Annotated in this window: 9 protein-coding genes and 3 tRNA genes; 8 read left to right on the plus strand and 4 right to left on the minus strand. The window is 60.2% G+C overall.

The genetic code is table 11. The features are described 5' to 3' along the window. The first annotated feature begins 2 nt into the window (after window positions 1-2). The 6 genes from bamB (at window position 3) to AACH39_RS17090 (ending at window position 6888) form a co-directional block, all read left to right on the plus strand. Complete coding sequence (bamB, locus tag AACH39_RS17065) at window positions 3-1145, plus strand: outer membrane protein assembly factor BamB (RefSeq protein WP_215777156.1); 1143 nt, start codon at window positions 3-5, stop codon at window positions 1143-1145. An 11-nt stretch (window positions 1146-1156) separates the two neighbouring features. Continuing rightward, on the plus strand, window positions 1157-2575 hold the full coding sequence (gene der / locus AACH39_RS17070; RefSeq protein ID WP_215777152.1) for a ribosome biogenesis GTPase Der: 1419 nt from the start codon (window positions 1157-1159) through the stop codon (window positions 2573-2575). A gap of 89 nt (window positions 2576-2664) precedes the next feature. Continuing rightward, a complete protein-coding gene (gene hfq, locus AACH39_RS17075) occupies window positions 2665-2925 on the plus strand; it encodes an RNA chaperone Hfq (protein WP_215777148.1) in 261 nt (86 codons plus the stop codon). Window positions 2926-3013: 88 nt separating this feature from the next. Next, window positions 3014-4147, plus strand: coding sequence for a ribosome rescue GTPase HflX (hflX, locus tag AACH39_RS17080; RefSeq protein ID WP_215777143.1), 1134 nt, complete (start codon window positions 3014-3016; stop codon window positions 4145-4147). Between the two features lie 258 nt (window positions 4148-4405). Continuing rightward, window positions 4406-5557 (plus strand): ATP phosphoribosyltransferase regulatory subunit, encoded by a 1152-nt coding sequence (locus tag AACH39_RS17085; RefSeq protein ID WP_215777139.1) that lies wholly within the window; start codon window positions 4406-4408, stop codon window positions 5555-5557. 35 nt (window positions 5558-5592) lie between these two features. Next, window positions 5593-6888, plus strand: coding sequence for an adenylosuccinate synthase (locus AACH39_RS17090; protein WP_215777134.1), 1296 nt, complete (start codon window positions 5593-5595; stop codon window positions 6886-6888). A 150-nt stretch (window positions 6889-7038) separates the two neighbouring features. On the opposite strand, the gene AACH39_RS17095 is transcribed toward AACH39_RS17090, so the two are convergent. Next, window positions 7039-7125: transfer RNA gene (locus AACH39_RS17095), tRNA-Leu, on the minus strand. A gap of 114 nt (window positions 7126-7239) precedes the next feature. Here AACH39_RS17095 and pncB point away from each other — a divergent pair. After that, window positions 7240-8448, plus strand: coding sequence for a nicotinate phosphoribosyltransferase (gene pncB / locus AACH39_RS17100; RefSeq protein ID WP_338620641.1), 1209 nt, complete (start codon window positions 7240-7242; stop codon window positions 8446-8448). A 5-nt stretch (window positions 8449-8453) separates the two neighbouring features. Here the strand turns inward: pncB and AACH39_RS17105 are convergent, their stop codons facing one another. The 3 genes from AACH39_RS17105 to AACH39_RS17115 form a co-directional block, all read right to left on the minus strand. After that, window positions 8454-9506 carry an oxidoreductase gene (locus tag AACH39_RS17105; RefSeq protein ID WP_215777128.1) on the minus strand — a complete coding sequence of 351 codons (1053 nt, stop codon included), beginning with the start codon at window positions 9504-9506 and terminating at the stop codon, window positions 8454-8456. A gap of 116 nt (window positions 9507-9622) precedes the next feature. Further along, window positions 9623-9709, minus strand: a tRNA-Leu gene (locus AACH39_RS17110). Window positions 9710-9754: 45 nt separating this feature from the next. After that, window positions 9755-9841 (minus strand) — tRNA-Leu (locus tag AACH39_RS17115). A gap of 69 nt (window positions 9842-9910) precedes the next feature. Between AACH39_RS17115 and rnr the strand changes: the two genes are divergently transcribed. Then, window positions 9911-12154, plus strand: a complete 2244-nt coding sequence (rnr, locus tag AACH39_RS17120; RefSeq protein WP_215777126.1) for a ribonuclease R — start codon at window positions 9911-9913, stop codon at window positions 12152-12154. Window positions 12155-12292: the final 138 nt, after the last annotated feature.

Genomic DNA, 12292 nt, shown 5'->3' on the forward strand with positions numbered 1-12292 from the left:
TGATGCGTCAACGTCTGCTGTTGGTATTGTTGTCCACATCCATGCTCGGCGGTTGCGCCAGCTGGTTCCAGTCTTCGTCGCGTCCCGAGCCGACGCCGCTGGCGGCGATTCAGCAGGTTCAGGCGCTGAAGGTCAACTGGTCGGAGTCGGCTTCTGCCGGCGTACCGGGCAGCTTCCTGCCGACCTATGACCGCGGGGAAGTCCTGGTGGCCGATCCGCAGGGCGAGCTGCGCATCTACAATGCCGATACCGGTCGCCAGAGCAACCGTCTGGGCCTGAAGCGCGAGCTGTCGGCCGGACCGGGTGTGGCCGGCAATACCGTGTTGCTGGGGACGAGCGATGGTTTCCTGCTGGCGGTGGATCGTGCCAGCGGCAAGACCCTGTGGCAGCAACGTCTGACCAGTGTCACCCTGGAGGCACCGGTCGTGAGCGGTTCGGTGGCCGTGGTGCGTACCAACGACGACCGTATCAGCGGTTTCCAGATCAGTGACGGCAAGCAGTTGTGGTCGCTGCCGCACTTCCAGGGCGAACTGCTGGTGCGCAATACCGGCTCGCTCACCGCCGTGGCGGGGTCGGATGTGCTGCTGGCCGGTCTGTCCGGCGGCAAGATGCAGGTCATCGCCGCGCAAAACGGCAATGTGCTCTGGGAGGGCGTCGTTGCCTCGCCGAAGGGGGCGACCGAACTGGAGCGCGTGACCGATGTGGTCAGCCGGCCGCAGTTCGCCGATCAGCAGGTTTGCGCCGTTGCTTATCAGGGGCGTGTGGCCTGCTTCGATTCGCGCAGCGGCAATCTGGTCTGGGCACGCGAAGTATCGTCCAGCCGCGCGATTGCGCTGGACGCTCAAAATGTTTACGTCACCGATGAAAATGATTCGGTGCTGGCGTTCGATCGCCAGACGGGGCGCAATGTCTGGAAACAGGATGCGCTCAAATTCCGTGGTTTGTCTGGTCCGGCCATGCTGGGTCGCTTCGTGCTGGTGGTGGATGCGCAAGGCTATGCGCACCTGCTGTCCAACGAGAGCGGCAGTATCGTCGGTCGTGTCGGTACCGGTACCGACGGCCAGACCGCGCAACCCGTATCGCTGGGCACATCGGCTCTGGTCAAGGGACCGAATGGCCGCCTGGTGATGCTGTCACTTGGATAATGCAGTTCTAGATGAAACCAACCGTTGCTTTGGTCGGCCGCCCGAATGTCGGCAAATCGACCCTGTTCAACCGGCTGACGCGCAGCCGTGATGCCCTGGTGGCCGATCAGCCGGGTCTGACCCGTGATCGCCACTATGGCCATGGCCGCGTCGGCGGCAAACCCTATCTCGTGATCGATACCGGTGGCTTCGAGCCCGTGGTCGACGAGGGCATTCTGTTCGAGATGGCCAAGCAGACCCTGCAGGCCGTCGATGAAGCCGACGCCGTCGTTTTCCTGGTGGATGGCCGTACCGGCGTCACGCCGCAGGACAAGATCATCGCCAACCGCCTGCGTCAGCTGGACCGTCCGGTTCATCTAGTGGTCAACAAGGCGGAAGGGGTCAATCAGGCGATTGCCACTGCCGAGTTCCATGAGCTGGCGCTGGGCGAGCCCTGGGCTATTTCTTCGGCCCATGGTGACGGGGTGCGCGAACTGATGGACCGCGTGCTCGAACCCTTCCCCGACGAGGTCGAGGAAGAGAACACCCGCCACCCGAAATTTGCCGTGATCGGTCGCCCGAATGTGGGCAAGTCGACCCTGGTGAACGCCATTCTCGGTGAAGAGCGGGTCATTGCCTTCGACCATCCGGGGACCACGCGCGACAGTATTTATATTGATTTCGAGCGATCTGGCCGCAACTACACCATCATTGATACCGCTGGTGTGCGCCGGCGCACCAAGATCAATGAGGCGGTCGAGAAGTTCTCGGTCATCAAGACCATGAAGGCCATCGAAGATGCCAACGTGGCCGTGCTGGTGCTGGATGCCCAGCAGGATATCTCCGAACACGATGCCACCATCGCCGGTTTTGCGCTTGAAGCCGGCCGTGCCCTGGTTGTCGCCGTCAACAAGTGGGATCACCTGGACAATGAAAAGAAAGAGCAGATCAAGCGGGATATCGCCCGCAAGCTGACTTTTCTCGATTTTGCCAAGTTCCACCATATTTCTGCGCTGGAAGGGCGGGGCATCGCCGATCTGTTCAAGTCGATCGACGAAGCCTATCAGGCAGCGATGGCCAAGCTGGCCACGCCGAAACTGACCCGGGTGCTGGAAGTGGCGATTGAACGACAGGCGCCGCCGCGAGTCGGACCTGTGCGGCCGAAGATGCGCTATGCCCACCAGGGTGGCATGAATCCGCCGATCATCGTCGTGCATGGCAATGCGCTGGAGCATGTCCCCGATAGTTATACCCGCTATCTGGAACATACCTTCCGCAAGGTGTTCAAACTGCAGGGCACCCCGCTGCGCGTGCAGTACAAGACCGGCGACAATCCTTTCGACAAGGAAGATGCCAAGCACAAGCCCAAGCTGTCCCCGTTGGCAAAGTACAAAACCAAGGTGGCAGAAAAGAAGGCGCGCGATAAGCGTATGAAAGACGTGAAAAAATAGTACACTGGTATGATTTCTGCTAAAACGTAAGCGTGTAGCCGGGCTTGGCAGTCAATCATTAAAACAATCGACGTTTCGGAGAATAACGAATGAGCTCAAAAGGGCAAATGTTACAAGACCCGTTCCTGAATACTCTGCGCAAGGAACATGTCCCGGTTTCCATCTATCTGGTAAATGGTATCAAGCTGCAGGGGCAGATTGAGTCTTTTGATCAGTATGTGGTTCTACTGAAGAACACCGTGACGCAGATGGTGTACAAGCATGCCATCTCCACTGTGGTGCCTGCCCGTCCGGTGAACATCCCGCACGAGCATTACACTGCACAGAAACTGGATCAGAGCGAAGAGTAATCTTCCTCTCCAGGCCTGGGGCCGGCGCTCCGTACTCCGCAGGGAGTGTGGCGTTGGCCCTTTTTAATTGTCAGAAGGCAAGTTGAACGTGTTTGATCGTCCGGAAGTGGGTGACAGGGCTGTTCTGGTGTGTCTGGATTTTGGCACGCCGGATTTTGCCGAGGATGTTGCCGAGTGTGTGGAGCTGGTCACCAGTGCAGGCGTGGAAGTGGCCGAGACCGTGACCGCCAAGCGGCAGCGCCCCGATGCCGCGCTGTTCGCCGGCAAGGGCAAGGTCGAGGAGATCGCTGCCGTGGTGCGCAGCTGTGCTGCCAACGTGGTGATCTTCAACCATCAGTTGTCGCCGGCCCAGGAACGTAACCTCGAACGCCAGTTGCAGTGCCGCGTGATTGATCGTACCAGCCTGATTCTGGACATCTTTGCCCAGCGGGCACGCAGCCACGAGGGCAAGTTGCAGGTCGAACTGGCTCAGCTGTCGCACCTGGCAACGCGCCTGGTGCGCGGCTGGACCCACCTTGAACGTCAGAAGGGGGGGATTGGCCTGCGCGGACCGGGTGAAACCCAGCTGGAAACCGACCGTCGCTTGTTGGGCAATCGCGTCAAGCTGCTCAAGGATCGTCTGAAGCATGTTGAACGTCAGCGCCATACCCAGCGTCGCGGGCGTCAGCGCTCCGGCATCGCCTCGCTGTCCATTGTCGGTTATACCAATGCCGGCAAGTCGACACTGTTCAACAGCCTGACCAAGGCGCGCAGCTACGCGGCTGACCAGCTGTTTGCCACACTGGATACCACCAGTCGCAAGCTGTACCTGAATCCCGAGCTGTCGCTGGTGCTGTCCGATACTGTCGGCTTCATCCGCAATCTGCCCCACACCCTGGTTGCCGCCTTCCGTGCCACCCTGGAAGAAACGGTTCAGGCTGACATGTTGTTGCATGTTGTAGACGCTGCCAATCCGATGCGCGACATGCAAATCGAAGAAGTCGACAAGGTGCTGCAGGAAATTGGTGCCGCCGATGTACCGCAGCTGATCGTCTGGAACAAGATCGATCTGAAGGGCCAGGAGCCCGGTATAGAGCGGGATGCGGACGGTTTGCCGGTCGCTGTGCGCGTTTCGGCGCTGACCGGCGCCGGTCTGGATTTGCTGCGTACCGCCCTGGCAGAGCGCTTTGCACCGGCAGAAATGGCCGGCGAAACACAGGACGAAGATCTGTCCTGGCAGTAATGTTTTGTTTTTATATGAGCATATTCTGCGAGATGCGCGTAGAATACTGCCTGAAGAGCGTGGACGTTTTTGCGCCCACGTCATTCACAGAAGCCGCGACGCTTGTCGTTGCCGGCTCAGGCCTATAAACCCTCATCCAGGGTTGGCTGCAACCAGACATTCATTCCCGGTACCGCCACGTCAGACCCCAGGTCGTCGTGCGTCCCGGCAAACAAGGCGGGTCCCAGCGTCCCGCCTTTTATTGTGTTTCAGATCACTATGCGAAACTGGCTGTTACCCGAATACATTGCCGATATTCTGCCGGCGACCGCGCGCCAGCTGGAGACTGCCAAGTCTTCCATGCTGGAGCTGTTCCGTACGGCGGGCTATGAGTTGGTGCTGCCGCCAATGATCGAGTACATCGATTCACTGGTAGCGGAAGGTGACGACTCGCTGGAAATGAAAACCTTCAAGCTCGACGACCATTTGTCCGGTCGCCAGATGGGCTTGCGCGCCGACATTACCCCGCAAGTCGCCCGCATCGACGCCCACCTGCTGGCGGAACGCACCGGGGTGACCCGTCTGTGTTATGCCGGCAGTGTGGTGCACGCACGTCCCGCCGGCCTGATGAGTTCGCGCGAGCCGCTGCAGGTCGGCGCCGAACTGTATGGCTTCGCCGGCATCGAGGCGGACCTGGAAATTATCCGGCTGGCACTCGATACGCTGGATCTGGTCGGCGTGCAACAGCCCAGGCTGGATATCGGCAATATCGCGATTTTCCGCGGCCTGGCCGCAGCCGCCGGACTGGGGGCCGAACTGACCCGTGAAGTCTTCGCTGCCCTGCGCAGCAAGGATGCGGCCGGGGTCGCCCTGCTGGTGCAGAGCGTGGCCGAGCCGTACCGCAGTGCCTTTGTGGCCTTGCCGGAACTGTATGGCCCGCGTGCCATCCTCGATCGGGCGCGCAGCCGTCTGCCGTCGATTCCCGAGGTGGACCTGGCATTGGGCCAGCTGCAGTCGATCGCCAATGCCCTGCAGGATCGGGTCGAGATCAGTTTCGATCTGACCGAGCTGCGTGGTACGGCCTATCACACCGGTCTGATGTTTGCGATCTATGCCCCGGGCTGGCCCGACGAGCTGGCGCGTGGCGGCCGCTACGACAATGTCGGCCGTCGCTTCGGACGTGCACGTCCGGCAACCGGTTTCAGCCTGGATTTGCGCGATCTGTTGCGCATTCTGCCGGAGCGCAGCAGTGCCAGTGGCATTCGTGTGGCGGCCCGGGTGGCGGATGCCGCGGCGGCCGAGATCGCCTCGCTGCGCAAGGCTGGTGAAGTCGTGATGATTGATTACCTTGGCGAATCTGCCGCCGCGCTGAACTGCGATCGTGAATTGATCGCCGGTCCCGCAGGCTGGCAGGTTGTGCCGTTTGACTGATTTTTGTAGCAAGACAGAGAGAAGGATTCTTTCCTATGTCCAAGAACGTTGTCGTGATTGGTACCCAGTGGGGTGATGAAGGCAAGGGCAAGATCGTTGACTGGCTGACCGATCACGCTCAGGGCGTGGTGCGTTTTCAGGGTGGTCACAATGCCGGTCATACCCTGGTCGTCAATGGTAAAAAGACCGTATTGCGCCTGATTCCGTCCGGTATTCTGCGTGCCGGTGTCGAGTGCTTCATCGGTAACGGCGTGGTGCTGTCGCCGGAAGCCCTGTTCAAGGAAATCGACGAGCTGGAAGCCGCTGGCGTCAGCGTCTCCGGCCGCCTGAAGATTGCCGAAGCCTGCCCGCTGATTCTGCCGTACCACATCGCACTGGATCAGGCTCGCGAAGCCGCCAAGGGCGCCAGCAAGATCGGCACGACCGGTCGTGGTATCGGCCCGGCCTACGAAGACAAGGTGGCTCGTCGTGCCCTGCGCGTCGGCGACCTGTTCGACCCGGCCCGCTTTGCCGACAAGCTGCGTGAGAACCTGGCGTTCTACAACTTCCAGCTGACCCAGCTCTACAAGACCGATGCCGTGGATTTCGACACGGTGTACAACACCATCATGCAACTGGCCGAACGGCTGAAGCCGATGGTGGCCGATGTCTCGCGTACCCTGTACGAAATGAACAAAGCCGGCAAGCCGCTGCTGTTCGAAGGCGCGCAGGGCACGCTGCTGGACATTGATCACGGTACCTATCCGTACGTGACCTCCTCCAACTGTGTCGCCGGGGCGGCTGCCCCGGGTGCCGGTGTGGCGCCGCAGATGCTCAACTACGTGCTGGGCATCGTCAAGGGTTACACCACCCGCGTCGGCTCGGGTCCGTTCCCGACCGAGCAGGAAAATGACGTGGGTGAATTCCTGGCCAAGCGTGGCAATGAGTTCGGCTCGGTGACCGGTCGCCCGCGTCGTTGCGGCTGGTTCGATGCGGCACTGCTCAAGCGCTCCATTCAGATCAACGGTGTTTCCGGCCTGTGTGTCACCAAGCTGGATGTCATGGACGGTCTGGAAACCATCAACCTGTGCGTGGGCTACCTGCTCAACGGTGAGAAGATCGACATTTTCCCGGTTGGCGCCGATGCCGTGGCGGCATGCGAGCCGATCTACGAAACGCTGCCGGGCTGGAGCGAATCCACCGTGGGCATCAAGCGCTGGGAAGACCTGCCGGCCAATGCCCGCGCCTACCTCCAGCGCATCGAAGCGATCTGCGAGGCGCCGGTCGACATCATCTCGACCGGTCCGGATCGCGAAGAAACCATTGTATTGCGTCATCCGTTCGGTCTGTAAGACCGGCAGAGACAAAAAACCCCGATGCCAGCATCGGGGTTTTTTTTCGGACGGGGTCAGGTCTTTCATTTTGCATTCCGCATGCACAATGAAAGACCTGACCCCGAAATGAAAAAACCCGTTGAGCGTGCTCAACGGGTTTTTGTAATCTGGTGCCCAGGAGAAGACTCGAACTTCCACAGTGTTGCCACCGCTAGGACCTGAACCTAGTGCGTCTACCAATTCCGCCACCTGGGCCTGGTGCAGACATGTCTGCAACCGAGGAGGGTCACTATACCTATAAGCTAGTATGGTGTCAACCCGTCTCGCATGATAAATTGCGCTGGCAGCCCCATGGATCTGGAGACCTCGATGTCATCGCAATTCGTTGTACGCAGCTTGCTGGAAAATGATCTGTACAAGTTCACCATGTGGCAGGCCCTGTTGCACCAGCATCCTGGTGCGACGGCCGAGTATGCGTTCGTCTGTCGCAACCATCCGCACTACCCGCTGACCGAGCTGAAGGCCGAGCTGGACCGGGAGCTGGATCATCTGTGCAATATGCTGTTTACCCAGCAGGAGCTGGACTACCTCAGCACGCTGCGTTACCTGAAGAGCGATTTCATCGATTTTCTCAATGTGTTCCGCTTTCAGCGCCGCTTCATTGAAACCGGGGTGGAAGGGGAGTCGCTGATGATTCGTGCCCGTGGCCCGCTGGTGCATGTCATGGGTTTTGAAATCTTCGTGCTGTATATCGTCAACGAGCTGTATTTCCGCCGTCTGAGTCGCGGCCGGGAGTCAGCCATTCTCGCGCAGGGGCGGCAACGCCTGGCGGACAAGATTGCACGGCTGCGTCCGTCGCTGGATGCGCAGGGCGATGCCGCCAGCTTTGCCTTTTCCGATTTTGGTCTGCGGCGGCGCTATAGTGCACGCTGGCACGATGAAGTGGTCGAGACCCTGCAGAAGGCGCTGCCCCAGGCATTCAAGGGGACCTCGAATGTCTATCAGGCCATGCGCTTCGGGCTGGTGCCGATTGGCACCATGGCCCATGAGTATCTGCAGGCGCATCAGGCCTTCGGCAGTCGTCTGCGCGACTTCCAGAAAGCTGCCCTGGAGGGCTGGGTGCATGAGTTTCGTGGTGATTTGGGCATTGCCCTGACCGATGTGGTGGGCATGGACGCCTTCCTGGCGGACTTCGATCTCTACTTTGCCAAGCTGTTCGACGGACTGCGCCATGACTCGGGTGATCCCTACGAATGGGGCGAAAAGGCGATTGCCCATTACCGCAAGCTGCGCATCAATCCCATGACCAAGCGTCTGGTGTTCTCGGATGGTCTGACCGTGGAGGCGGCACTGGCGCTACATGCACATTTCGCCGGCCGCATTCAGGTGGCTTTTGGCATCGGAACCCACCTGACCAATGATCTCGGGCTGGAACCGCTCAATATTGTGATGAAGCTGGTCAACTGTAATGACCAGCCGGTGGCCAAGCTCTCGGACGCGCCGGGCAAGACGCTGTGCAGCGATGAAACCTTTCTGGCTTATCTGCGTCAGGTCTTTCAGCATCCTGCCGTCGGCTGAAACCATCAGAAGGTGTCCAGGGTGACTTCCCGCCCCTCGCGCTGGCTGACCTGTACCGCCTCGATGACCTGAATGACCTGTGCCGCCTCGAGTGCCGTGACCGGATTCGGGCCATGGCCGAGGATGGCCTGGCGCACGGCGGTGTAATAGTCGACGTAGCGACCTCTGGGCGTGGTCAGACGGGTTTCGCTCGCGCTGTCGCCATCCGCCTGCCACAGCAGGGCAGTTTGCCCGTCGACCCCGAAGGACTCGCTGTCCGGTGTCTGGCCCTGTTTCAGGGCGGCCTCCTGGGTATCCATCCCATATTTCACATAGCTGGCCCTGCTGCCGTGCACCGTCAGGCGCGGCGAACCTCCCGGCACCAGGCAGCCTGCCTGCAGGCTGGCAACGAAATCCGGATAACGCAACCGGACATCGAAGCAGTCATCCACCTGAGCCCCTTCTCTCTGGCGCAGCAACATGCCGTGTACAGCCAGCGGCAGCCCGAACAAATGGATCGCCTGATCGACCAGATGGGCGCCGAGGTCATACCACAGGCCCGCGCCCGGGCGGTCCTCCTCGCGCCAGCGCTGGCGGGTCTGGGGGCGATAGCGGTCGAAGCGTGACTCGAAGCGGCTGATGCGTCCGAGTGTGTCCTGCTCGAGAAGGGTGCGCAGGGCCAGGAAGTCCGAATCCCAGCGGCGGTTGTGGAAGACCGACAACAGACGTTGTGTCTCGCCGGCCAGGGCATGCAGGCGCAATGCTTCGTCCAGCGTGGTGGTGAAGGGTTTGTCTACCACGACATGTTTGCCGGCCAGCAGGGCAGCACGCGCCTGGGGGAAATGCAGTTCGTTCGGGCTGGCGATCACCACCAGATCAATGGCCGGGTCATGCAGTGCCTGCTCGAGATGCGGGACGACCTGACTGCCCGGACGCTCTGCCTTCACCTCCTGTTCGCGGCGGCTGACAATCGTGTGCAGGGTCAGGCCGGGCGTGGCGCTGATCAGGGGAGCGTGAAAGGTTTTGCCGGCATAACCATAGCCGGAGAGCGCGACATTCAGGGTAGGGGGGGTGGGCATGATGGAACCTCCGCAAGACAATGCAGCGAGGATGAATCAGCGATGGGGAAAAGGCAATCTGCCGGATGCAAAAACGGCGGGCAACAAAAAACCCGCGAATGCGGGTTGTTTTGATTTGGTGCCCAGGAGAAGACTCGAACTTCCACAGTGTTGCCACCGCTAGGACCTGAACCTAGTGCGTCTACCAATTCCGCCACCTGGGCATACCTAAATTTTCCTACAGCACGGCACCGGCGATTATAATCAGCTGGTGCCCAGGAGAAGACTCGAACTTCCACAGTGTTGCCACCGCTAGGACCTGAACCTAGTGCGTCTACCAATTCCGCCACCTGGGCTTGCTTATGCTGTATCATCGCAGCGACTCGCGCTGCAACGAAGTGCGAATTATATTGACCTTACAGAGGATGTCAATGGTCGCGAAACAAAAAAAATCCAAAACGCCGACGCTTCGCCAGCAAGATCCTTATCTTGAACGCGAAAAACTCAAATATTCCAATCCCTTGCCGAGTCGTGAGTATCTGCTCTCCATTCTTGCCGAGCAGGGGGTGCCGCTGTTTCCCGACGAGCTGGCGCAGATGTTGTCGATCCATCGCTCGGAGCGGGAGTTCTTTGATCGTCGCCTGGGCGCCATGGAGCGCGCTGGTCAGATCATCATCAACCGCAAGGGTGCGGTCTGTATTTCCAAAAAGCTGGATCTGGTGAAGTGCAAGGTCATGGGGCATCGTGACGGTTACGGCTTTGCCGTGCCGGAGGACGGCGAGGGGGAAGATATCTTCCTGTCCGAACGCGAAATGCACAAGGTCCTGCATGGCGACCGGGTCATGGTGCGCATTACCGGTACGGATCGCCGCGGTCGTACCGAGGGCAGTGTTGCCGAGGTGCTGGACCGGGCCGTCAATCAGGTGGTCGGACGTATCTATGCAGAACGGGGAGTCTGGTTTGTGGTGGCGGAGGACCGTCGCATTAACCAGGATATCCTGATCGAGCAGGGGGGAGAGGGCAAGGCCCGGCACGGTCAGGTGGTGATGGCAGAAATCCTGGTGCAGCCGGACAGCCATCGTCAGGCCATTGGCCGGGTGCTGGAGATCCTTGGCGATTACGCCGACCCGGGCATGGAAATCGAAATTGCCCTGCGCAAGCACGCGCTGCCCCATCGGTTCAGCGACGCCGCCGAGGCCCAGGCGAAAAAGACGCCCGCCAAGGTGCGCAAGCTGGATCTGAAAGACCGTGTCGATCTGCGCGACCTGCCGCTGGTCACCATTGATGGTGAAACCGCGCGTGACTTCGATGACGCCGTGTATGCCGAGCGCGTCGGCAAGGGTTTCCGTCTGGTGGTGGCGATTGCCGATGTCAGTCACTATGTCCAGCCGGGCGATGCGCTGGATCATGACGCCTACGAGCGGGGTACCTCGGTGTATTTCCCGCGCCGGGTGATCCCCATGCTGCCCGAGGCACTGTCCAATGGCATCTGTTCGCTGAATCCGGATGTCGAGCGCCTGTGCATGGTGTGCGACATGCAGGTCAATGCCAAGGGTCAGGTCAAGAGCTACCGTTTCTACCCGGCCGTGATGCGTTCGCGCGCTCGTCTGACCTATAACCAGGTCTGGTCCTGGCTGAGCGAGGGCGGAACGACACCGCTGATGGATCAGCTGCAGACGCTGTATGAGCTGTTCCAGGTGCTGCTGGCTGCACGGGAGAAGCGTGGCGCCATCGACTTTGATACCACCGAAACCCAGATGATCTTCAACGACAACGGCAAGATCGACCGCATCGTCCCGGTGGTGCGCAATCATGCCCACCGACTGATTGAAGAATGCATGCTGGCCGCCAACGTCTGTGCCGCCGAATTCATCCGCGAGCACAAGCACAAATGTCTGTATCGCGTGCATGAAGGTCCGACTGCTGATCGTCTGGAAAACCTGCAGTCCTATCTGCGTCTGGCCGGCCTGACACTGGGCGGCGGCGAAAAGCCCAGTGCCAAGGACTATGCCGACCTGGCCGACAAGATCCGCAGTCGGCCGGATGCCCTGATGCTGCAGACCATGTTGCTGCGCTCCATGCAGCAGGCCGTCTATACCCCGGACAATGCCGGCCACTTCGGTCTGGCTTATGAGGCCTATACCCACTTCACCTCGCCAATCCGTCGTTATCCCGACCTGCTGGTGCATCGAACCATCAAGGCCATCCTGCGCAGCGAGACTTACAAGCCAGGCAAATGGCCGGTGCTGGGCGAGCATTGCTCGATGACCGAGCGGCGTGCCGATGATGCCAGTCGCGATGTCGAGTCCTGGCTCAAGACCTATTACATGCGCGACAAGGTCGGCGAGGTGTTCAAGGGCAAGATCAATGCCGTCACCAGCTTCGGGGTGTTTGTCCTGCTGGATGATGTCTATGTCGAGGGGCTGGTGCACATCTCCGAGCTGGGCAAGGACTACTTCCACTTCCGCAAGGACATTCAGGCCATCGTGGGCGAGAAGAGCGGCATGCGCTATCAGCTGGGCGATCCGCTGACGGTCAAGGTAGTGCGCGCGGATCTGGAAAGTTCGAAGATCGACTTCCAGCTGGTGCAGGAGCGGCCGGCCAGTGGCAGCGCGCCGGCGGCAGGAAAACCGGCTGCCAAACCACGCAGCAAGCGGGGCAGCAAGTAGGACGGAGAAAGAGATCAACGGCGGGCGCAGCCCGCCGTTTTTTTATTGCCTTTTTCTTCAGTGGCTTAGCGTAAAGTTACCGTTTTTTGTCAGAAAGGGTGTTGACGACCCTGCGTCCGGCCGGTATAGTTCGCCTCC

Origin of the sequence: Paludibacterium flexuosum (genome assembly GCF_037076605.1) — a bacterium.
Taxonomy (GTDB): Bacteria; Pseudomonadota; Gammaproteobacteria; order Burkholderiales; family Chromobacteriaceae; genus Paludibacterium.

Excerpts from the sequence above, each read along its gene's own strand:
- bamB (WP_215777156.1), top strand. The coding sequence starts at position 3 with ATGCGTCAACGTCTGCTGTTGGTATTGTTGTCCACATCCATGCTCGGC.
- der (WP_215777152.1), top strand. The coding sequence starts at position 1,157 with ATGAAACCAACCGTTGCTTTGGTCGGCCGCCCGAATGTCGGCAAATCG.
- hfq (WP_215777148.1), top strand. The coding sequence starts at position 2,665 with ATGAGCTCAAAAGGGCAAATGTTACAAGACCCGTTCCTGAATACTCTG.
- AACH39_RS17085 (WP_215777139.1), top strand. The coding sequence starts at position 4,406 with ATGCGAAACTGGCTGTTACCCGAATACATTGCCGATATTCTGCCGGCG.
- AACH39_RS17090 (WP_215777134.1), top strand. The coding sequence starts at position 5,593 with ATGTCCAAGAACGTTGTCGTGATTGGTACCCAGTGGGGTGATGAAGGC.
- pncB (WP_338620641.1), top strand. The coding sequence starts at position 7,240 with ATGTCATCGCAATTCGTTGTACGCAGCTTGCTGGAAAATGATCTGTAC.
- AACH39_RS17105 (WP_215777128.1), bottom strand. The coding sequence starts at position 9,506 with ATGCCCACCCCCCCTACCCTGAATGTCGCGCTCTCCGGCTATGGTTAT.
- rnr (WP_215777126.1), top strand. The coding sequence starts at position 9,911 with ATGTCAATGGTCGCGAAACAAAAAAAATCCAAAACGCCGACGCTTCGC.